Origin of the sequence: Burkholderia sp. AU33545, from assembly GCF_020419685.1 — a bacterium.
GTDB lineage: Bacteria > Pseudomonadota > Gammaproteobacteria > Burkholderiales > Burkholderiaceae > Burkholderia > Burkholderia diffusa.
The window spans coordinates 289581-310199 of record NZ_JAIZRQ010000003.1 but is presented as its reverse complement, the minus strand read 5'-3'; the positions used below and the strand labels follow the sequence as shown (position 1 = coordinate 310199).

The 20619-nt window shown below is 67.0% G+C and carries 20 protein-coding genes; 2 read left to right on the top strand and 18 right to left on the bottom strand.

What is annotated here, in order from left to right:
* Positions 1-203: 203 nt before the first annotated feature.
* The 17 genes from purF to leuC form a co-directional block, all read right to left on the bottom strand.
* Positions 204-1736 carry an amidophosphoribosyltransferase gene (gene purF / locus LGM71_RS11480; protein WP_059599539.1) on the bottom strand — a complete coding sequence of 511 codons (1533 nt, stop codon included), beginning with the start codon at positions 1734-1736 and terminating at the stop codon, positions 204-206.
* Between the two features lie 51 nt (positions 1737-1787).
* Positions 1788-2282, bottom strand: a complete 495-nt coding sequence (locus tag LGM71_RS11475; protein WP_059524763.1) for a CvpA family protein — start codon at positions 2280-2282, stop codon at positions 1788-1790.
* Positions 2283-2288: 6 nt separating this feature from the next.
* Positions 2289-3110 (bottom strand): SPOR domain-containing protein, encoded by an 822-nt coding sequence (locus LGM71_RS11470; RefSeq protein WP_226114886.1) that lies wholly within the window; start codon positions 3108-3110, stop codon positions 2289-2291.
* Between the two features lie 29 nt (positions 3111-3139).
* Complete coding sequence (folC, locus tag LGM71_RS11465; RefSeq protein ID WP_059599541.1) at positions 3140-4450, bottom strand: bifunctional tetrahydrofolate synthase/dihydrofolate synthase; 1311 nt, start codon at positions 4448-4450, stop codon at positions 3140-3142.
* Positions 4451-4550: 100 nt separating this feature from the next.
* Positions 4551-5423: an acetyl-CoA carboxylase, carboxyltransferase subunit beta gene (gene accD / locus LGM71_RS11460; RefSeq protein WP_044843820.1), complete on the bottom strand. Its 873-nt coding sequence runs from the start codon at positions 5421-5423 to the stop codon at positions 4551-4553.
* A gap of 64 nt (positions 5424-5487) precedes the next feature.
* Positions 5488-6303, bottom strand: coding sequence for a tryptophan synthase subunit alpha (gene trpA, locus LGM71_RS11455; RefSeq protein ID WP_226114885.1), 816 nt, complete (start codon positions 6301-6303; stop codon positions 5488-5490).
* An 88-nt stretch (positions 6304-6391) separates the two neighbouring features.
* Positions 6392-7243, bottom strand: a complete 852-nt coding sequence (locus LGM71_RS11450) for a DNA-methyltransferase (RefSeq protein WP_226114884.1) — start codon at positions 7241-7243, stop codon at positions 6392-6394.
* 9 nt (positions 7244-7252) lie between these two features.
* Positions 7253-8446, bottom strand: a complete 1194-nt coding sequence (trpB, locus tag LGM71_RS11445) for a tryptophan synthase subunit beta (RefSeq protein WP_059599544.1) — start codon at positions 8444-8446, stop codon at positions 7253-7255.
* Positions 8447-8501: 55 nt separating this feature from the next.
* Positions 8502-9203, bottom strand: coding sequence for a phosphoribosylanthranilate isomerase (locus LGM71_RS11440; RefSeq protein ID WP_226115139.1), 702 nt, complete (start codon positions 9201-9203; stop codon positions 8502-8504).
* On the bottom strand, positions 9200-10012 hold the full coding sequence (gene truA, locus LGM71_RS11435) for a tRNA pseudouridine(38-40) synthase TruA (RefSeq protein WP_059599546.1): 813 nt from the start codon (positions 10010-10012) through the stop codon (positions 9200-9202). Before truA ends, LGM71_RS11440 begins: the two co-directional genes overlap by 4 nt.
* The gene (locus LGM71_RS11430) at positions 10012-12057 is read right to left on the bottom strand and encodes a FimV/HubP family polar landmark protein (protein ID WP_226114883.1); all 2046 of its coding nucleotides are present in this window, start codon (positions 12055-12057) and stop codon (positions 10012-10014) included. The genes truA and LGM71_RS11430 overlap by 1 nt, the downstream gene beginning before the upstream one ends.
* Before the next feature lie 509 nt (positions 12058-12566).
* Positions 12567-13688 (bottom strand): aspartate-semialdehyde dehydrogenase, encoded by a 1122-nt coding sequence (asd, locus tag LGM71_RS11425; protein ID WP_059466419.1) that lies wholly within the window; start codon positions 13686-13688, stop codon positions 12567-12569.
* Between the two features lie 82 nt (positions 13689-13770).
* Complete coding sequence (locus LGM71_RS11420) at positions 13771-13890, bottom strand: 3-isopropylmalate dehydrogenase (RefSeq protein ID WP_124628490.1); 120 nt, start codon at positions 13888-13890, stop codon at positions 13771-13773.
* A 120-nt stretch (positions 13891-14010) separates the two neighbouring features.
* The gene (gene leuB / locus LGM71_RS11415) at positions 14011-15078 is read right to left on the bottom strand and encodes a 3-isopropylmalate dehydrogenase (protein ID WP_175814931.1); all 1068 of its coding nucleotides are present in this window, start codon (positions 15076-15078) and stop codon (positions 14011-14013) included.
* A gap of 73 nt (positions 15079-15151) precedes the next feature.
* Positions 15152-15802 (bottom strand): 3-isopropylmalate dehydratase small subunit, encoded by a 651-nt coding sequence (leuD, locus tag LGM71_RS11410; RefSeq protein WP_059599548.1) that lies wholly within the window; start codon positions 15800-15802, stop codon positions 15152-15154.
* A gap of 64 nt (positions 15803-15866) precedes the next feature.
* Positions 15867-16013, bottom strand: a complete 147-nt coding sequence (locus LGM71_RS11405; protein WP_059450800.1) for an entericidin A/B family lipoprotein — start codon at positions 16011-16013, stop codon at positions 15867-15869.
* 3 nt (positions 16014-16016) lie between these two features.
* A complete protein-coding gene (gene leuC / locus LGM71_RS11400) occupies positions 16017-17426 on the bottom strand; it encodes a 3-isopropylmalate dehydratase large subunit (protein ID WP_226114882.1) in 1410 nt (469 codons plus the stop codon).
* 274 nt (positions 17427-17700) lie between these two features.
* Here leuC and LGM71_RS11395 point away from each other — a divergent pair, with 274 nt between their 5' ends.
* Both LGM71_RS11395 and LGM71_RS11390 read left to right on the top strand, forming a co-directional pair.
* Positions 17701-18033 (top strand): cupin domain-containing protein, encoded by a 333-nt coding sequence (locus LGM71_RS11395; protein ID WP_059599549.1) that lies wholly within the window; start codon positions 17701-17703, stop codon positions 18031-18033.
* Positions 18034-18160: 127 nt separating this feature from the next.
* Positions 18161-18886 carry a glutathione S-transferase gene (locus LGM71_RS11390; RefSeq protein ID WP_226114881.1) on the top strand — a complete coding sequence of 242 codons (726 nt, stop codon included), beginning with the start codon at positions 18161-18163 and terminating at the stop codon, positions 18884-18886.
* A gap of 14 nt (positions 18887-18900) precedes the next feature.
* Here LGM71_RS11390 and LGM71_RS11385 read toward each other — a convergent pair whose 3' ends face one another.
* Positions 18901-20598, bottom strand: coding sequence for a flavin monoamine oxidase family protein (locus tag LGM71_RS11385; protein ID WP_226114880.1), 1698 nt, complete (start codon positions 20596-20598; stop codon positions 18901-18903).
* Between the last annotated feature and the right edge of the window lie 21 nt (positions 20599-20619).

Here is a 20619-nt window from a genome sequence, read left to right as displayed (position 1 = left end):
CAGCCACAAAATCAGGCCAAAACAAAAAGCCCGCTATGCGTCGGCATCAGCGGGCTTCGGTGCGGTACGACAGCGATCGACTCGGGCCGACTGCCGCCGGCCTTCGCTTTAGCTGTTTTGGGAAGTCGCCCCGCGTCCGCAAGCTGAATCAAATCGACGCACGGCGACATCCTATCACGCTTCGTCGGAAGCGTGCGGCTGCATCACTCGACCGACAGTTGCAGGTTCATCTGCGAACGCGCGGCATCGCCGGCCGTGTCGCGATCAGCCTGCGACGCCGGTGCGAGACGCGCGCGCTCGATCGCATCGAGGTACTCGGGCGTCACGGCGCCGGTGATGTAGTTGCCGTCGAAGCACGACGCCTCGAATTGCTCGAGCTTCGGGTTGATGTCGCGCACCGCGCGGCGCAGGTCGTCGACGTCCTGGTAGATCAGGTGGTCGGCGCCGATGATCTTCGCGACTTCCTCGTCGGTGCGGCCGTGGGCAACCAGCTCGCCGCGCGTCGGCATGTCGATGCCGTACACGTTCGGGAACTTCACGGGCGGTGCCGCCGACGCGAAGATCACCGACTTCGCGCCCGCATCGCGCGCCATCTGCACGATCTCGTGCGAGGTCGTGCCGCGCACGATCGAGTCGTCGACGATCAGCACGTTCTTGTCCTTGAACTCGATGCTCATCGCATTGAGCTTCTGGCGCACCGACTTCTTGCGCACGGCCTGGCCCGGCATGATGAAGGTGCGGCCGACGTAGCGGTTCTTGAAGAAGCCTTCGCGATACTCGACGCCGAGCTTCGCGGCGACCTGCATCGCGGCCGGACGCGACGAATCGGGAATCGGCATCACGACGTCGATCGGCACGTTCGGCAGCTCGCGCTTGATCTTCTCGGCGAGGTAGTCGCCCATGCGCAGGCGCACGTTGTAGACGGGCACGCCGTCGAGGCACGAATCCGGACGCGCGAGATACACGTATTCGAACATGCACGGATTCAGCGTCGGGTTCTCCGCGCACTGCTGGCTGTGGAAGTTGCCGGCCTTGTCGATGAAGATCGCTTCGCCCGGCTGCACGTCGCGCACGAATTCGAACCCGATGCCTTCGACCGCCACCGACTCAGACGCCACCATCCACTCGGTGCCGTGTTCGGTCTCGAGCTTGCCGATGCAGAGCGGGCGAATGCCGAACGGATCGCGGAACGCGAGCAGGCCGTAGCCGGCGATCAGCGACACGATCGCGTACGAGCCCTGCAGGCGGCGATGCACGCCCGCGACCGCCTTGAACACCGCGGCCGGATCGAGTTCGAGGCCCGTCGTCGACAGCTGCAGCTCGTGCGCGAACACGTTGAGCAGCACTTCACTGTCGGAATTGGTGTTGATGTGCCGGCGGTCGATCCGGAACATCTCGTCCTTCAGCTGTTCCCAGTTCGTCAGGTTGCCGTTGTGCGCGAGGATGATCCCGAACGGCGCGTTCACGTAGAACGGCTGCGCCTCGGCTTCGCTCGACGCCGAGCCCGCCGTCGGATAGCGGACCTGGCCGATGCCGAAGGTGCCGGGCAGGCTGCGCATGTTGCGCGTGCGGAACACGTCGCGCACCATGCCGTTCGCCTTGTACATGTGGAAATTGCTGCCGTCCGCCGTCGCGATGCCCGCTGCGTCCTGACCGCGATGCTGCAGCAGCAGCAGGCTGTCATAGATCAGCTGATTGACCGGGGATTGGGAGATAACGCCTACGATGCCGCACATGGCATGTCCTTCAGAATGACAAAATCGGTTCCGTCCTGCCCGGCCGCGTCGTCACACGCGTACGTACTGGGCCATGCCGTCGGGCAGGAGCTGCTTCAGCTCATGCACGCCCTGTTCGGCGAAAGGACGCAATAGCGCATTGCGCCAGAAATCCTGTTTGGGCAATTCGGTCAGCCCGGCCGCCGCGACCAGCAGCACCACCAGCACGCAGCCGCGGACGAGCCCGAACATCATGCCCAGCGAGCGATCGACTCCGCCGAGGCCCGTCGCCTGCGCGATCCGCGACAACAGCGCGTTCGCGACACCCGCGACGAACACCACGCCGATCACGATCAGCGCGAACGCCAGCACCCACTGTGTCAGCGCGCCGCCCGGCCAGTTCGCCGGGATATATGGCACCACCAGTCCGACATAGCGGGCCGCGATCGCAATCGCCGCGATCCAGCCGATCAGCCCGAAAATCTCCGAGACGAAACCGCGCCACGCGCCACGCAGCGCGGACAACGCGATCACCGCCAATACAGCGTAGTCGAAAGCCGTCAGCATCGCACGTTACTGCGTGAGTCCGGCTTCGCGCACCTTCGCAATCGCGGCGGACGCCGCCGCGCGATCCGCGAACGGGCCGGCACGCAGCAGTGTAGCCGTGCTGCCGTCCGCCTGCTTGCGATGCTCGACATATGCGGGCACCCCCGCCGATTTCAACTTGGTGGCCCACGAACGGGCCGTCGTGTCGTCCTTGAACGAACCGAGCTGCACCGCGAAGCGCGCGCCGGCCGACGGTGCGTCGCCGCTGTCGGCCGCGGCGTCGGCGTTCGCGACCGTCGCGGGCGCCGGCTTCGGCGCGGGTGCGGCCGCGGCCGGCTTCGCAGCGGGCTTCGGCGGCGTCACATTCGCCGTGGTCGCCGGGGCCGTGGTATCGGGCTTCGCGGCCGGCTTGGCCGCATCCTTGGCCGCCGGCGCGGGCACGGCCGCCACGGCGACATCGGATGCCGGAGGCTCGTCATGCGCGACGCCCGCCTGCACGTCGGACGCGTCGTCGTCGCGCGGCGCGACCGCCTGATGCGCGGGCCGGTTCGGGATGTCGATCGCGATGTCGTCCGTCACCGGCTTCGGGTGCGAATCGAGCACCATCGGCAGCACGATCACCGCGGCGACGACGAGCGCGATCGCGCCGACGAGACGCCGGCGGGCGCGTTGCTTTTCTGGAAGGGTCGGATCGAGGAGCAGTGCGTCCGATTCCGGACGCTCGGTGCGGCGCGTGCGTCGCTCGACGCGTTCAGTGCGCTCCGTGCGCACATTCCGGGAGGCCCCGGTACGACCGCCGCGCCGCGGGGGCGCGTCGTCGTCTTTCTTGCCGAACGAGAAAATTCCCATGAATGGCTGAGTCCGAAACTGCCCGTCAGTCAGTGTTGCTGCGATTTCCGGTAGGCCATCACACCTGCCACCGTATGGAAACTGCCGAAAACCACGATTCTATCATTCTCGGATGCTCTTTTTAGTGCATCGCGAAATGCTTCGGCGGGCGACGCGAACCGCGTCACGCTCGAATCGGCCCCCTCCTCCACGCCGACCTTGCGCAGCGCGGCTTCGAGCTGCTCCGCGCTCGCCGCGCGCGGCAGCGGCAGGTCGGTCACGCACCAGTGGTCGACCTCGCCCTTCAGGTGCCGCAACACGCCGTCGATGTCCTTGTCGTGCATTGCACCGAACACCGCGTACGTGTACGGGAAGAAGCCCATGTTGCCGAGATTTTGCTCGAGCACGGCCGCCGCATGGGGGTTGTGCGCGACGTCCAGCACGATCGCCGGCTTGCCGGGCAGCACCTGGAAGCGGCCCGGCAGTTCGACGTTGGCGAGCCCGAGCCGGATGTCCTGCGCGGACACCGGCAGCACCGGGCGCAGCGCCTCGAGCGCGGCCAGCGCGGCCGATGCATTGATCAGCTGATTCGCACCGCGCAGCGCCGGATACGCGAGCGCCGGGTAGCGCTTCTCGCGACCGAGGTAGCTCCACTGCTGGCGCTCGGCGCCCGCTTGCGCCTCGTAGCGGAAATCGCGGCCGACGAGCCACAGGTCGGCGCCGATCGCTTCGGCGTGATCGATCAGCGTTTGCGGCGCGGCCGGATCGCCGCAGATCGCCGGCTTGCCGGCACGGAAGATCCCCGCCTTCTCGAAGGCGATCTTCTCGCGCGTGTCGCCGAGGTATTCGGTGTGATCGATGTCGATGCTCGTGACGATCGCGCAATCGGTATCGATGATGTTGACCGCATCGAGCCGGCCGCCGAGGCCGACTTCGAGGATCACCGCGTCGAGCCCGCGCGACGCGAACAAATGCAGGATCGCGAGCGTCGTGAATTCGAAGTACGTGAGCGACACGGGCTCGGGCAGCGACGTACGCGCTGCCTCGACGGCTTCGAAGTGCGGCAGCAGCTCGGCGTCGCTGACCTGCTGGCCGTTCACGCGCGCGCGCTCGCCGAATTCGAGCAGGTGCGGCGACGTGTGGCAGCCGACCTTGTAGCCCGCGCGCACGAGGATCGTCTCGAGGAACGCGCAGGTCGAGCCCTTGCCGTTCGTGCCGCCGACGGTGATGACGGGGCACGCGAATTCGAGCTGCAGCGCCGCCTTGACCTGCCCGATGCGGGTCAGGCCCATGTCGATGCCGACCGGGTGCGCGCGTTCGAGATGCGAAAGCCACGCGTCGAGAGTGGGAAAAGTGCTCATCGGTTCAAATCTGGATCGGGACCGCCACTACGCCAAAAAACGAAGCGCGCCGCCTGACGCTGAAGCCAGGCGACGCGCAGTGTTCACAACCTCGCGCCAATCAGGCCAGCGCGTCGGCCGGTTGCCGCTGCAGAAGCGCGAGCAGTTGCGCGATCTCGTCGCGCATCTTGCGGCGGTCGACGATCATGTCGATCGCGCCCGTCTTCAGCAGGAATTCCGCGCGCTGGAAGCCTTCCGGCAGTTTCTCGCGAACCGTCTGCTCGATCACGCGCGGGCCGGCGAAGCCGATCAGCGCCTTCGGCTCGGCGATCACGACGTCGCCGAGGAATGCGAAGCTCGCCGACACGCCGCCCATCGTCGGGTCGGTCAGCACCGAGATGAACGGCAGCTTGGCTTCTGCCAGCTTGGTCAGCATCGCGGTGGTCTTGGCCATCTGCATCAGCGACAGCAGGCTTTCCTGCATCCGTGCGCCGCCGGACGCCGTGAAGCAGATGAACGGCACTTGCTGCTCCAGCGCATTCTGCGCGCCGCGCGCGAAACGCTCGCCGACGACCGAGCCCATCGAGCCGCCCATGAACGAAAACTCGAAGCAGGCCGCGACGACGGGCAGCGTATGGATCGCGCCGCCCATCACGACCATCGCGTCGGTCTCGCCCGTTTCGTCCATCGCTTCCTTCAGACGATCGGGGTACTTGCGGCTGTCCTTGAACTTCAGCGAGTCGACCGGAACGATTTCCTGGCCGATTTCATAGCGGCCTTCCGGATCGAGCAGCCCGTCGAGACGCTCGCGCGCACCGATGCGCATGTGGTGATCGCACTTCGGGCACACGTGCAGGTTCGCGTCCACGTCGTTGCGGTACAGCACGGCCTCGCAGGACGGGCACTTGACCCACAGGCCTTCCGGAATGCCCTTGCGGCTTTTCGGATCGGTCTGCTTGATCTTCGGCGGCAACAGTTTGTCGAGCCAGCTCATCGTATGGTTTCCTGTTCCGTGGCGGGGCGGGCCGACCGGCCCGTTCCCGCTTCCTGTGTTGTGTTTATCGCGCCGTCTTGCCGGCGCCGTCCAGGGCGGCGCGCAGCTCGGCGATGAAAGTCTTCAGCGCGGCGACGGCGCCTTCCGGCGCGGCGCTCTCGAGCAGTTGCACCAGCCGGCTGCCGATCACGACGGCGTCCGACACTTCGGCCACCGCGCGCGCCGTTTCGGCGTCGCGGATGCCGAAGCCGACGCCCACCGGAACCGGCACGCGCGACTTGATGGCCGGGATTTTACCCGCAATGCTCGAAACATCCAGATTTCCGGCGCCGGTCACGCCCTTGAGCGACACGTAGTACACGTAGCCGCTCGCGATCTTGCCCACGTCGGCGATGCGTTCGTCGGTCGACGTCGGCGCGAGCAGGAAGATCGGATCGATCTGCGCGGCGCGCATTTTCTCGGCGAACACGCCCGCTTCCTCGGGCGGATAGTCGACGACGAGCACGCCGTCGACGCCGGCCGCCTGCGCCTCGGTCGCGAACGTGTCGACGCCCATCCGCTCGATCGGGTTCGCATAACCCATCAGCACGACGGGGGTTTTCCGGTCGGTCTCGCGGAAGCGCTTCACGTCGGCGAGCACGCTCTTGAGCGTGACGCCGCGCGCGAGCGCTCGCTCCGACGAGCGCTGGATCACCGGGCCGTCGGCCATCGGGTCCGAGAACGGCACGCCGAGCTCGATGACGTCGGCGCCGCCTTCGGCGAGCGCGTGCATGAATTCGACGGTTTTCGCGGGATCGGGGTCGCCGGCCGTGATGAACGGGATCAGGCCCTTGCGGCCTTGTTCGGCGAGTGCGGCGAAGGTCTGCTGGATACGATTCATGGCAATTTTCCTTTGTCGACCGGAGTTAGCGCTTCAGCGCTTACTCCGGTCCCATGCAAAGCAGCGATCGGCACAGCGGCGGCGCGACTCACGCGCACGCCGGCGTGGCGAGCGCGTTCACGCGCTCGTGCGCGATCGCGCAATAACTTTCGTTGATCTCGTAGCCGACGAAGTGGCGCCCCTGCCGTGCGCAGGCCACCGCGGTCGTGCCGCTGCCCATGAACGGATCGAGCACGCGGCCGCCCGGCGGGCAGCTTGCGAGCACCATCCGCTCGATGATTTCCAGCGGCTTCTGGGTCGGATGATCGACGCGCTCCGCGTGCTGCCGGTGCAGGCGCGAGACCGACCAGACGTCCTTCGGGTTGTAGCCCATCTCCAGCCACTTGCTGCCTTCGAACAGCTTGCGCGAGCGGGCCTTCTTCGTGTCGGCGTCGTATGGGATGCGGACCGGATCGAGATCGAAGTAATACGCCTTGGAAACCGCGAAAAAGCCGATGTTGTCGTGCACCGACGTGAAACGGCGCGTCGTGCCGCCCATGCTCGGCACGCGCCGGTCCCAGATGATCTCGTTGACCATCGTGAGCTTCGTCTTCAGGAAGCTGAAGATTTCCGGCGCGTACTGCCACGTGCAGAAGATGTACATCGACCCGCTCGGCTTGAGCTTCGGGATCGCGAGTTCGAGCCACTCGCGCGTCCACGCGAGAAAATCGTCGCCCGAGCGCTTGTCCGAGTCGTTGCCATAGTCCTTGCCGAGCCCGTACGGCGGATCGGCGACGATCAGGTCGATCGACGCATCCGGCAGGCGCGCGGCTTCGGACATGAAATCGCGGTTGTGCAGCTCGATCCCGGACGGCAACGCGCACGGCACGGCGACGGCAGACTGCACCGCCTCCGCTTCGCTCGCGGCGCCGCCGCCCGGTTGTTCGATCAGGTCACGCATCGGTCGGGGTCAGAGCGCGATGCCCGATCGCTCGGCGACCGTGTGCATGTCCTTGTCGCCGCGGCCCGACAGGTTGACGAGGAGGATCTTGTCCTTGGACAACGTCGGCGCGAGCTTCACGGCGTACGCGATCGCGTGGCTCGACTCGAGCGCGGGGATGATCCCCTCGATCCTGCAGCAGTCGTGGAACGCCTTCAGTGCCTCTTCGTCGGTGATGCCGACATACTGCGCGCGGCCGCTGTCTTTCAGCCATGCGTGCTCGGGACCGACGCCCGGATAGTCGAGCCCGGCCGACACCGAATGCGTCTCGATGATCTGGCCGTTGTCGTCCTGCAGCAGGTACGTGCGGTTGCCGTGCAGCACGCCGGGGCTGCCGGCGATCAGCGACGCCGCGTGACGGCCCGTGTCGAGGCCGTCGCCGGCCGCTTCGACGCCGATCAGCTGCACCGACGTGTCGTCGATGTACGGATAGAAGATGCCCATCGCGTTCGAGCCGCCGCCGACGCACGCAATCACCGCGTCCGGCTGCCGGCCGGCGAGTTCCGGCATCTGCACCTTGCACTCGTCGCCGATCACGCGCTGGAAGTCGCGCACCATCGCCGGATACGGGTGCGGGCCCGCGACCGTGCCGATGATGTAGAACGTGCTTTCGATGTTCGTGACCCAGTCGCGCATCGCTTCGTTCAGCGCGTCCTTCAACGTGCGCGAACCCGATTCGACCGGCACGACCGTCGCGCCGAGCAGCTTCATCCGATAGACGTTCGCGGCCTGGCGGCGCACGTCCTCGGCGCCCATGTAGACGATGCACTCCATCCCGAAGCGCGCGCAGATCGTCGCCGTCGCGACGCCGTGCTGGCCGGCGCCCGTCTCGGCGATCACGCGCTTCTTGCCCATCCGCTTCGCGAGCAGCGCCTGGCCGATGACGTTGTTGATCTTGTGCGCGCCGGTGTGGTTCAGGTCCTCGCGCTTCAGGTAGATCTGCGCGCCGCCGAGCATCTCGCTCCAGCGCTGCGCGTGATAGATCGGCGACGGACGACCGACGAAATACTTCAGTTCCCGCTCGTACTCGGCGACGAAATCGGGGTCATGACGGAATTTTTCATACGCCGCGCGCAGTTCGTCCAGCGCGTGAATCAGCGTTTCGGCGACGAACACGCCGCCATACGGGCCGAAGTGGCCGTGATCATCAGGAAGGTTGTACATGGTGTCACTCTCGATCGGTCGGCGCGCCCCGCTGTCGGGGCCGCACCGGCTTGCATCACCCGGCGTCCGCTTCGCGCACCGCGCGTACGAACGCCGCCATCCGGGCGTGATCCTTCACGCCCTTCGCGCCGTCCACTTCGATGCCGCTCGAGACATCGACAGCAAACGGACGCAACTGGCGGATCGCATCACCGACGTTTTGCGCGTTCAAGCCACCACTCAAAACGGCCCGATGCGCGAGCTCTGCGGGAATAAGTGACCAATCGAAGACCTTGCCGCTACCGCCGTAGTCCGGCACCAGGGTGTCGAACAGGAGGCCGCGCGCTTTCGAATAATGAAGAGCCGATTCTACCAAATCGGCCGGCTGCGTCGAGGGGCCGACGCGCACCGCGCGCAACCACGGCAGGCGCGCCGCGCGGCCGAGGGCGTCGCACTGCGCGGGCGTCTCGTCGCCGTGGAATTGCAGCATCGTGAGCGGCACGTCGCGCACGACCGCGTCGATCTCGGCTTCGGTCGCGTTCACGAACAGTCCGACCACCGACACGAACGGCGGGGCGACGCGTGCAAGCTCGGCTGCCTGCGCGATCGACACCGCGCGCGGGCTCTTCGGATAGAACACGAGGCCGATCGCGTCGGCGCCGAGCGCGGCGGCGTGCAGCACGTCCTCGGGGCGCGACAGGCCGCACAGCTTGATGCGCGTACGCGGTGCGAGGCCACCCGCGGCGGGAGTCGAAGAAGACACGGCGTGATTCGTCATGGTTGTGGGTCCAGGTCGGCCCAGACGCTGCTCCACGGCACGCTGCCGAGCTGCGCGGGCGGGACGGCGAATTCCGCCGGGTAGCCGACATGGGCGAGGTACAGCCCGTCGGCCATGAACGTGGGCGCGGCGAGATTGCGGTCGCGCCCGGCCAGCACGTCGGCGAGCCAGTCCGCCGGGTAGCGGCCGCGGCCGACCGCGACGAGGCAGCCCATCAGGTTGCGCACCATGTGGTGAAGGAACGCGTTCGCGCGGAAGCGGAAATGAATGAAGTGGCCCGCACGCCGCACGTCGATCTGGTACAGGTGTTTGACCGGCGTTTTCGACTGGCATTCCGACGACCGGAACGACGAGAAGTCATGCTCGCCGATCAGGTGCGCGGCGGCGGCGCGCATGGCGTCGTCGTCGAGCGGCGTGTGGATCCAGCCCGCCCGGCCAGCCAGCATCGGCGAGCGCACGGGATGTACGTACAGCGCGTAGTAGTAGGTGCGTTCGAACGCCGAGAAACGCGCATGGAACGTGTCCGGCATCGGCTTCGCCCACTGCACGGAAACGGTCGGCGGCAGGAACGCGTTGGTACCGCGCACCCACGAGAAATCCGCGCGGTCGAGGTCCGTGTCGAAATGCGCGACCTGCCCGAGCCCGTGCACGCCCGTATCGGTCCGTCCCGCGACCGTCGTATGCAACGGCACGCACGCGAATTCGCCGAGCGCGCGCTCGAGCGCGTCCTGCACGGTCTTGCCGTGCGGCTGCGCCTGCCAGCCACAGAACGCGGCGCCATCGTACTGAATCCCCAGCGCGATCCGCATCACGCCTCGTCCGCCAGTTTCGCGAGCATCGCGCGCGCATCGTCGCGCGTCGCGGCGTCGTTCGCATCGACGACTTCCTGCAGCAGCGTGCGCGCGCCGGACAGGTCGCCCAGCTCGACGTACTCGGATGCGAGATCCAGCTTGTTGCGCGCGATGCGCGCAAGCTCTTCCGGTGTCAGCGCGGGCAGCACGGCGCCCGGCGCGGACGGCAAGTCGAGATCGAAATCCAGTTTCAACGCACCGAACTGCGCGCCGCCGAGCGGCGGCAGCGACGACGGCGCGGATGCGCCACCCGCGTGCGGCGCGGGCGTTGCCGCATCCGGATCCCAGTCGAACTCGTCGTCCTGGTCGGCCGGGTGTTCCGGTGCCGGATCGTTCGCACCAACGGGCGGGTGCGACGCGGGTTGACCGTTAGTTGCGATTCGATCGCTTTCGGCTTGATCTTCCGGGGCGGCCGGCTCTTCCGCCGTACGCGGCGGCAGCGGCATGTCGAGGCTGTTCAGCGCGCTGATCGCGTTCTGCATCAGCGCCGCGTGCTGCGCGTCGTGCGTCGCCGGCGCGGCAGGTGCTTCGATCGGCTCACCCGGGGGCGTCTCCGCGATGGGCTGCGCGTCGTGCGGTGCCGCCTCTGCAGCGCCCGCCAGCGCGGCAGGCGCTTGCTTTTGATCGTCTTGCGTCGTTGCCGCTTCCGGCGACGAAGGCACGTCGAGATCGCGCGTTTCGGCCACCTCTGCCGCTACCGCGGCGGCCGAAACGAGATTCACATCGGCGGCTGCGTCGCGTGCGACCGGCGTCTCGGGAAGAATCGGCGGCACGGGTTCGACGGACGACGAGGCGCTGGTATCCGAAGCAGCCGCCCCGCCGGATTCCGGAGTGAGCGCATCGGCGCGCCGCGCTTTCCGGCGCTTGCGCCAAGCAAACCCGGCCGCGAGAACGACCACGGCCGCGCCGGCAGCTGCGGCCGGGCGCCAGTCGATCTGTTCGGAACCACGCGCGGACGGCGTCGCCACCACGGGCACGGCCGGCCGCACGGGTGCCGATGCCGGCTGCGCCGCACTGGCGGCCACGCCGGACGCCGCCTCGCTCGCGACGGGCGACGACGCGGCAGCAGATGCGCCGTCATTCGCAGCGGGACGCGGGGCAGCAGGCGCCGGCGCGGGTGCAACGTTGTTCGTCGCGGCCGGCTTGCCAATGCCGTGTTTCTGCAGCTCCATCAGCACGCGGTTCTTCAGCGCGAGCAGTTGCTGCAGGCTCGACGGCCGCGGCTGCGATGCGCCCGCGACGGGTGCCGCCGCGGATGGTTCGTGCATGCCTTGAGCCGGGCCGCCCTGCGCGGGCGGGATGGCGGCATCGCTCGCGGACGACGGAGTCGCGGACTGAATCGCGCCGCTCCACACGTGCGGCCCGCTCGCACCGGCCGCAGGCGCGGCCGGCTGAACCGGTTCGACCGTCGACGCGCCATGCGCGGCGGATGCTGCGGACGCGCCGGTCGAAGCCGACGCCCCTGCCACGACCGCCGCCGCGACGCTTGCGCCGCTGACCGGTGCCGCGTGCGCAGCCGGTGCGGCCGGCGCCGTTTGCACGGCCGACCCCGGATGCGGCGCGGACGCACCATGCTGCGCAGCCGCGACCGTACCCGACGCGGCGGCCACCGCGGACGCTGCCGATGCACCGGAAGCACCGGCCGCCGCGAGCGCCGCGCCCGTCGCGTCGAGCGCCGGCACCGTCAGCGTCGCGCCGACTTTCAGGCGGCTCGGATCGCGCTTCATGAACGCCTGCGGGTTGGCGTCGAACAATGCGCGTCCGGCGCGCGCGAGCACGCCCGGATCGTGCGACTGCGTGGCCGCCTTCGCGAGATCGTTCAACGACTGGCCCGGCTGGACCGTCACGGTAAGCGGCGCGGGACCGCCTGCGGCGGAAGCCGGCAGTTCGACGGCGCCGGTCGCCCAGGCCGACGCGGCCGCGCCGAGTGCCAGGATCGCCAGCGCGCCACGCACGGCGCGCGACAGACGGGACTGACGCGGAAACAAGGAAATTCGGGACATCGTAGACTCAATCGCCGCGCGCGGGCGCGGCTCGGATTCGCGTAGGGAAGCGTCAATAAAATCGCCGCAGAAATGCAAAAGCGTCGCGCAGAACGCGACGCTTTTGGCGACTCCGCGCGTCGTAACCGCATAGTTTACTTCACGCGATCGGGTTCCGGCCGAATTCGTCGCCGGCGGATGCGGCCGTCCATGCCGGCGCATCGGCGCGACCGTTACCCGCACCGCGCCGCCGGCGCGCGAATCGCGCGACGGCCACGCCGATTCTCACCATCAATCGCGCACGGCAGTTTTATCAAAAACGGATCATCAATCAATGAAAATTGTGGCAACCGCATCGCCCCCGACATGAATTCATGTCCGTATGGATCGCGTCCCGTCCCGCTCACAAGCGTCTCGTTTCGCGCGTCTGCCGCGGCGCCAACCAATAAAAAAACGCCTGCCGCCCCGCGAAGGGCTGGCAGGCGTTTCGCGTCGCGCGCCGACGGGGCACGCGCGGCGCAGCCCGATTCTTACTTGTCGAGCAGGATGCGCAGCATGCGGCGCAGCGGCTCGGCCGCGCCCCACAGCAGCTGGTCGCCGACCGTGAACGCCGACAGGTATTCGCCGCCCATCGCGAGCTTGCGCAGGCGACCGACCGGCACCGTCAGCGTGCCGGTGATCTTCGCCGGCGACAGGTCGCGCATCGACGCTTCGCGCTCGTTCGGCACGACCTTCACCCAGTCGTTCGCCGACGCGAGGATGCCGTTGATTTCGTCCAGCGGGACGTCCTTCTTCAGCTTGATCGTCAGCGCCTGCGAATGGCAGCGCATCGCGCCGATCCGCACGCACAGCCCGTCGACCGGGATCGAACCCGGCTCGCCCATGGCCGGCTTGCCGAGGATCTTGTTGGTTTCCGCGCCGCCCTTCCACTCTTCCTTCGACATCCCGTTGCCGAGATCCTTGTCGATCCACGGAATCAGCGAACCCGCGAGCGGCACGCCGAACTGGCTCGTCGGCATTGCGTCGCTGTTCATCGTCGCGAGCACGCGGCGGTCGATGTCGAGAATCGCGGAAGCCGGATCGGCGAGCTGTTCCTGCACCGAACCGTGCAGCGCGCCCATCTGCGACAGCAGTTCACGCATGTTCTGCGCGCCCGCGCCCGATGCGGCCTGGTAGGTCATCGCCGTCATCCAGTCGACGAGGTTCTCGCGGAACAGGCCGCCGAGCGCCATCAGCATCAGGCTGACCGTGCAATTGCCGCCGACGAAGTTCTTCGTGCCCTTGACGAGCGCGTCCTTGATCACGTCGAGGTTGACCGGATCGAGGATGATGACCGCGTCGTCCTGCATCCGCAGCGACGACGCCGCGTCGATCCAGTAGCCGTTCCAGCCTGCCGCGCGCAGCTTCGGGAACACGTCGTTCGTATAGTCGCCGCCCTGGCACGTGATGATCACGTCGCACTTCTTCAGCTCGTCGACGTTGGTCGCGTCCTTGAGCGTAGTCTCGTTTTTCGCGAACGACGGCGCCTTGCCGCCCGTATTGCTGGTGCTGAAAAACACCGGCTCGATCAGGTCGAAATCACCTTCTTCCTGCATGCGCTGCATCAGCACGCTGCCGACCATGCCGCGCCAACCTACGAGACCTACGTTCATGACTAACCCTTTGAATGGAGCTTCCCCGCCATTTCCGCCCCCGGCGTGACCGCGCGGGGAAACAGGCGGGCACGACGGACGATCAGCGTTTAATGATCGTTTTCGTGGTAATGGTTTTCGTGATGACGATGGCGCGCGTACCCACACGGGCAGTGTTGCCGTGGAGTTTCAGGACCGGGGAGATCAGGGAAATCAGCGCCATCGTTCGAGTCTACACAAAGCCGGTTGGCCGCACAACGGCCAACCACGCGCGAACCGGCCGATTTCGCGGCCCGTTCGCGCCCTTTCCACAATTCACTGCATTACTGCATTGCCGTGCGCGTTACAGCGCGGCGACCACCGCGTCGCCCATCGCCGCCGTGCCGACCTGCTTGCAACCCGGCGTCGCGATGTCGCCCGTGCGATAGCCTTGTTCGAGCACCGTTTTCACCGCGTGCTCGATGCGATCAGCCTGCTCCGCGCGATTCAGCGAGTAGCGCAGCAGCATCGCGGCCGACAGGATCGTCGCCAGCGGGTTCGCGATGCCCTTGCCCGCGATGTCCGGCGCCGAACCGTGCGACGGCTCGTACAGGCCCTTGTTGTTCTTGTCGAGCGACGCCGACGGCAGCATGCCGATCGAGCCCGTCAGCATCGACGCTTCATCCGACAGGATGTCGCCGAACATGTTGCCGGTCACGATCACGTCGAACTGCTTCGGCGCCTTCGCGAGCTGCATCGCCGCGTTGTCGACGTACATGTGCGACAGCTCGACGTCAGCGTATTCCTTCGACACGTCGATCATGATGTCGCGCCAGAACTGCGACGTTTCGAGCACGTTCGACTTGTCGACCGACAGCAGCTTCTTCGCACGCTTTCGCGCGGCCTGGAACGCGACGTGCGCGATGCGGCGCACTTCCGGTTCCGAATAGCGCATCGTGTCGAAGCCTTCGCGCTCGCCGGCGAACGGGCCGTCGGGAGCAGCGCGCACGCCGCGCGGCTGGCCGAAGTAGATGTCGCCGTTGAGTTCGCGCACGATCAGGATGTCGAGGCCCGCGACCAGCTCGGGCTTCAGCGGCGACGCGTCGACGAGTTGCGGATAGCAGATCGCCGGACGGAAGTTCGCGAACAGCTCGAGATGCTTGCGCAGCCCGAGGATCGCCTGCTCGGGGCGCAACGCGCGCTCGAGCGAGTCGTACTTCCAGTCGCCGACCGCGCCGAACAGGATCGCGTCGGCTTCCCTCGCGAGTTTCAGCGTCGCGTCCGGCAGCGGATGGCCGCTCGCCTCGTAGCCCGCGCCGCCGACCGGCGCCTGTTCGAGTTCGAACTTCTCGTCGAGGGCGTTCAGCACCTTGACCGCTTCGTTGACGATTTCCGGACCGATGCCGTCGCCGGGCAGCACTGCAATCTTCATGCGTTATTCCTGACTGGGTAGGTATGAATGGCAGGTCGGCGAGCGCGTCATGCGCGCCCGCCCGGAGGCAATCTCAGCCGACCAGCTTGTTGTTGAGCCACGGCTGCTTCGCGAGCCGCTCGGCTTCGAACTGGCGGATCTTGTCCGCGTGACGCAGCGTCAGGCCGATGTCGTCGAAACCGTTCACCAGGCAGTACTTGCGGAACGCGGTGATGTCGAACGCATACTCGCGGCCGTCGCCCGTGCGCACGACCTGCGCGTCGAGGTCGATCGTCAGCTGATAGCCGTTGAACGCGTACGTCTCGTTGAACAGGTGATCAACCTGCTGCTCGGTCAGCACGATCGGCAGCAGCCCGTTCTTGTAGCAGTTGTTGAAGAAAATATCGGCGAAGCTCGGCGCGATGATCGCGCGGAAGCCGTACTGCTGCAGCGCCCACGGCGCGTGCTCGCGCGAGCTGCCGCAGCCGAAGTTCTTGCGTGCGAGCAGCACCGATGCGCCCTGGTAGCGCGGCTGGTTCAGCACGAAATCCGGGTTCAGCGGGCGCTTCGAGTTGTCCTGGCCCGGCTCGCCGTGATCGAGGTAACGCCATTCGTCGAACGCGTTCGGACCGAAGCCCGTGCGCTTGATCGACTTCAGGAACTGCTTCGGGATGATCGCGTCGGTGTCGACGTTCTCGCGATCGAGCGGCGCCACGACGCCGGTATGCACATTGAATTTTTCCATGATCCGTCTATCCGGTTGAGGGCCGGCATTCAGCCGGCGCACATCGACAAATTCTCGGCGGATGTCACTCCGCGGCGCGCTGCAGCGCGTTGCCGGCGGCATTGACGTCCTGGCCGAAGCCTCGGACGGTATTGCAGCCCGCAAGGCCGAAGCCCAGCCCCGCAAGCGCCAGCGCGGCAACCAGCCGCGCGATGAGCTTCGATGCCGTCACGCGTTACCCCAGCTTGCGAATGTCGACGAAATGGCCTTCGATCGCCGCCGCCGCCGCCATCGCGGGGCTCACCAGGTGCGTGCGGCCGCCCGCGCCCTGCCGGCCTTCGAAATTGCGGTTCGACGTCGATGCGCAGCGCTCGCCCGGATCGAGCCGGTCGGCGTTCATCGCGAGGCACATCGAGCAGCCCGGCTCGCGCCATTCGAAGCCCGCATCCGTGAACACCTTGTCGAGGCCTTCGCGCTCGGCCTGCGCCTTCACGAGGCCCGAGCCCGGCACGACCATCGCGAGGCGCACGTTCGATGCGATGCGGCGATTCAGCTTCTTCACGACGTACGCGGCCGCGCGGATGTCCTCGATGCGCGCGTTCGTGCACGAACCGATGAAGATCTTGTCGACCTTGATCGACTCGATGGGCGTGTTCGGCTCGAGCGCCATGTAAGCCAGCGCGCGTTCCATCGCGTCGCGCTTGACCGGATCCTTCTCGCGCTCGGGATCGGGCACGCGACCGTCGATCGACGTGACCATTTCCGGCGACGTGCCCCACGTGACCTGCGGGACGATCTCGGCCGCGTTCAGCTCGACGACGCGGTCGAACTGCGCGCCTTCATCGGACTTGAACTCGCGCCAGTACACGACGGCCTGATCCCATTCCGCGCCGGTCGGCACGAACGGACGGCCCTTCAGGTAGTCGATCGTCGTGTCGTCGACGGCGACCATGCCCGCGCGCGCACCGGCTTCGATCGCCATGTTGCAGACGGTCATCCGGCCTTCCATCGTCAGCGCACGGATCGTCGAGCCGCCGAATTCGATCGCGTAGCCCGTGCCGCCGGCCGTGCCGATCTTGCCGATGATCGCGAGCACGATGTCCTTCGCGGTACACCCGCGCGGCAGGGCACCCTCGACCTTCACGAGCATGTTCTTGCTCTTTTTCTGCAGCAAGGTTTGCGTCGCGAGCACGTGCTCGACTTCCGACGTGCCGATACCGTGCGCGAGCGCGCCGAATGCGCCGTGCGTCGACGTGTGCGAATCGCCGCAGACGATCGTCATGCCCGGCAGCGTCGCGCCCTGCTCCGGCCCGATGATGTGCACGATGCCCTGGCGTACGTCGTTCATCTTGAACTGCGTGATGCCGAAGGCGTCGCAGTTCGCGTCGAGCGTGTCGACCTGCAGCTTCGAGACCGGATCGGCAATGCCGTGGCTGCGATCCGTGGTCGGGACGTTGTGATCCGACACGGCCAGGTTCGCGCTGATGCGCCACACCGGGCGGTGCGCGACGTTCAGCCCTTCGAACGCCTGCGGGCTCGTGACTTCGTGCAGCAGCTGACGGTCGATGTAGAGCAATGCCGTGCCGTCGTCCTCGGTGTGGACGACGTGGGTATTCCACAGTTTGTCGTAGAGAGTCTGTGCCATGGGTATGCGGGGTCGTTGTGACTACAAGCCTTGCGGATGCGGTCGATTATGCCACGCAGAACGCGCCACGGCGCAGGCCAGACGCGAAAAAACCCATTAAAAACAGTGGTTTGGCTGGTAGTGCCAATACCTGTATCGGCATTACCAGCCAAACGGCGGCATCGGACGCCGCGACGCCCCGCGCTCGCGATGTTCGCCTCGAGGCCGGTTCCGGCATACGATGGGACGACGTGCATTCGCACGTCCCAACGGTCAGGACCCGGAGCCCACGACGATGAAGCTCGGCATCAACCCATCGCTTGCCCGCCTGGACGACGAAGGCACGCTGTTCACGACGCTGTTTCGCCACGGCACGCTCGACGTCGAGCTGTACCGTCCGCGCGGCGAGGACCTGCAGACGCCGCATACGCGCGACGAGGTCTACGTGATCGCCGCCGGCACGTCCCGCTTCGTCGTCGACGGGCGCGAATGCAGCGTCGCGACGGGCGACGTGTTGTTCGTCCCCGCATTCGCGTCGCACCGTTTCGTCGGTTTCTCCGACGATTTCTCGACCTGGGTGTTCTTCTACGGCCCCGAAGGCGGCGAACGCGACGAGCGCGGTGCGTGACGCGCGGCAAGCGCCGCGCTTCCCGCACGATCTCCTAGACTGTCTATTCGCAACGGGCGGCGCGGCCGCCCTCCCCGCCATCACGATGCGCGCATCGCCCGGCGCATCGACCGGACAGGAGCACGGCATGCAATACGAACTTTATTACTGGCCAGAGATCCAGGGCCGCGGCGAATACGTGCGGCTCGCGCTCGAGGCGGCCGAGGCCGACTATGTCGACGTGGCGCGCGAATCGGGGCGCGGCATGGGCGTATCGGCAATGATGCGGCTGATGGACAGCACGAAGACCGAATGCGTGCCGTTCGCGCCGCCGTTCCTGAAGGCCGGCGATGTGCTCGTCGGACAGACCGCGAACATCCTGCTGTTTCTCGGCGCGCGGCTCGGGCTCGCGCCCGACGACGAAGCCGGACGCCTGTGGGTGCATCAACTCCAGCTGACCGTCGCCGATTTCGTCACCGAGATCCACGACACGCATCACCCGATCGGCAGCGGCCTGTACTACGAGGACCAGAAAGCCGAGGCCGCCGAGCGCGCGGCCGATTTCCTCGCGCACCGCCTGCCGAAGTTCCTCGGCTACTTCGATCGCGTGCTCGAGCAGAATCCGCACAAAGGCGGCTATATCGCCGGCGGCGCGCTCAGTTATGCGGACCTGTCGATCTTCCAGCTGATCGAAGGGCTGCGCTACGCGTTCCCGAAGGCGATGAAGCGCGCGGAGCGCAAGGTCGAGGGGCTCGTCGGCCTGCACGACCGCGTTGCACGGCATCCGCCCGTCGCGCGCTATCTGGCGTCGGCGCGCCGCATCCCGTTCAACGACATGGGGATCTTCCGGCACTATCCGGAGCTGGACCGGTAGCGCCGGACGCCACGTCAGTCGCCGTAGCGATAGCGGCTACGCATCGCGTCGAGCGGATTGCTGTCGGCGAGCGTCCCGCCGAGACTGCGGATCACCGCGCTCGCCGCGTTGATCGCGGTCTGCACCGCGCCCTCGATCCAGCCGCCCGTGAACGAGCAGCAGCAGCCGGCCAGGTAGATGCCTCGGTCCGACGACGGATCGGCGGCCGTCTGGAACTGATAGAACAGCGCCTGCGAGTGAATGTCCTCGCCCGGATAGTTCAACTTGAATGCCCCGAGCGCATAGCGGTCCGACAACCAGTCGTGGCTCGTGACGTTGCGCGCGTAATCGTCGTCGAGCGGACGCAAGTGTGCGGCGAACGCCGGCGAAACGATGCCGATCTCGGCGACGAGACGCTTGAACCGCTCGACCTTGTCGGTGAGCGACAGGATCTTGTGCGAATCGTCCTCCCACGTGTAGCTGATCAGCACGACGCCGTGCGCGTCGGGATCGTCGGGCGCGTAGTCGAGACAGTAGATGCCGCGCGCCAGCGTGTCCGTCTGAATGTTGTGCGGCAGCCCGTGCTTGAGCCAGAACTTGTCGCGGGTCAGCACGAACAGCTTCGACGAGCTGACCATGTGCGTCTCGTTGATCGCGCGAACGACGTCCGGTGCGAACAGGTTCGCGATGCCGGTGATGCCCATGCCGACCTGCATCGCCCGCGTCGTGGTCGCGACGATCACGCGGTCGAATATGTGCGTCGCGCCGTCGTCGAGCGTGAGCGCAAAGGTGTCGTCCGGCTGCTTCGCCACGTGCCGCACGGCCGCATGGACGATGCAATCGCGCACCCGCACGCCGTGCCCGCCATCGTCGATCAGTCCCTGCGCCAGCGCGAAGATGCCGGCCGGGATAAGCCGCTGGTCGACTTCGAGCTCGTTGACCACGATCCGCAGGATTTCGAGGAACGATGCGCGATAGACCGGCTGGAAGCCGCCCGAGCCGATGCCGAGCGTGCCGAACAGGCGCAGGTCCTCGCCCTTGCGCCAGCGCGCGCCGCCCGGCGGCGTCGCGCCCGTGAAGATCTTGACGATCGCCGAGTAGAACGACTCGTCGCCGAATCGGTCGATGTACTGCTGCCAGCCATGCCGCGCGTCGTCGTAGCGATGCGCGCGCAGCTGCGCTGTCAGTTCGGCCGGGGCGGGCAGCCGCGTGCCGTCGTCGAGCCGCACGCCGTCGCGAATGAACGCGCGCCAGCCGCGGTCGACGCGATCGAACAGCGCGGGAGGCGCATCGCCCGCGGGCCAGCGGTACGCACGGCCCTGATAGTGGATCTCGGTGTCGACGATGCCCGGATCGGGAAACGCGGATGCACTGTCGACGCCGAATCGCTCGAGATAGTGGTAGAGCGCGGCCTGCGACGGCGGGAAACGCATCGCGCCCATTTCGGCGAGCAGGTGCGGATGATCCGGATTGATCGACTGCGACAGCAGGCGCCCGCCCACGCGCGCGCGGTTCGCCTCGAACACGACGACCTGCCGTGCACCTGCGCGCAGCAACTCGCAGGCGGCGACGAGGCCGCCGACGCCCGCGCCGACGATCGCGATCCGCGCGTCGCGTGCGCACTGCGCCGGCAGCGTGCCGAGGTGCCCGCCGGTGCGCGACAGGAAGGCGCCGTAGTCGTACAGCGTGTCGATGTACGGCAACGTTTGCGTCAGGAATTCAGGAGCATTCATGTGGTCGGGAACGAAAAAGGA

Coding starts and splice junctions, on each gene's coding strand:
- purF (WP_059599539.1), bottom strand. CDS start 1,736: ATGTGCGGCATCGTAGGCGTTATCTCCCAATCCCCGGTCAATCAGCTG.
- LGM71_RS11475 (WP_059524763.1), bottom strand. CDS start 2,282: ATGCTGACGGCTTTCGACTACGCTGTATTGGCGGTGATCGCGTTGTCC.
- LGM71_RS11470 (WP_226114886.1), bottom strand. CDS start 3,110: ATGGGAATTTTCTCGTTCGGCAAGAAAGACGACGACGCGCCCCCGCGG.
- folC (WP_059599541.1), bottom strand. CDS start 4,450: ATGAGCACTTTTCCCACTCTCGACGCGTGGCTTTCGCATCTCGAACGC.
- accD (WP_044843820.1), bottom strand. CDS start 5,423: ATGAGCTGGCTCGACAAACTGTTGCCGCCGAAGATCAAGCAGACCGAT.
- trpA (WP_226114885.1), bottom strand. CDS start 6,303: ATGAATCGTATCCAGCAGACCTTCGCCGCACTCGCCGAACAAGGCCGC.
- LGM71_RS11450 (WP_226114884.1), bottom strand. CDS start 7,243: ATGCGTGACCTGATCGAACAACCGGGCGGCGGCGCCGCGAGCGAAGCG.
- trpB (WP_059599544.1), bottom strand. CDS start 8,446: ATGTACAACCTTCCTGATGATCACGGCCACTTCGGCCCGTATGGCGGC.
- LGM71_RS11440 (WP_226115139.1), bottom strand. CDS start 9,203: ATGACGAATCACGCCGTGTCTTCTTCGACTCCCGCCGCGGGTGGCCTC.
- truA (WP_059599546.1), bottom strand. CDS start 10,012: ATGCGGATCGCGCTGGGGATTCAGTACGATGGCGCCGCGTTCTGTGGC.
- LGM71_RS11430 (WP_226114883.1), bottom strand. CDS start 12,057: ATGTCCCGAATTTCCTTGTTTCCGCGTCAGTCCCGTCTGTCGCGCGCC.
- asd (WP_059466419.1), bottom strand. CDS start 13,688: ATGAACGTAGGTCTCGTAGGTTGGCGCGGCATGGTCGGCAGCGTGCTG.
- LGM71_RS11420 (WP_124628490.1), bottom strand. CDS start 13,890: ATGGCGCTGATTTCCCTGATCTCCCCGGTCCTGAAACTCCACGGCAAC.
- leuB (WP_175814931.1), bottom strand. CDS start 15,078: ATGAAGATTGCAGTGCTGCCCGGCGACGGCATCGGTCCGGAAATCGTC.
- leuD (WP_059599548.1), bottom strand. CDS start 15,802: ATGGAAAAATTCAATGTGCATACCGGCGTCGTGGCGCCGCTCGATCGC.
- leuC (WP_226114882.1), bottom strand. CDS start 17,426: ATGGCACAGACTCTCTACGACAAACTGTGGAATACCCACGTCGTCCAC.
- LGM71_RS11395 (WP_059599549.1), top strand. CDS start 17,701: ATGAAGCTCGGCATCAACCCATCGCTTGCCCGCCTGGACGACGAAGGC.
- LGM71_RS11390 (WP_226114881.1), top strand. CDS start 18,161: ATGCAATACGAACTTTATTACTGGCCAGAGATCCAGGGCCGCGGCGAA.
- LGM71_RS11385 (WP_226114880.1), bottom strand. CDS start 20,598: ATGAATGCTCCTGAATTCCTGACGCAAACGTTGCCGTACATCGACACG.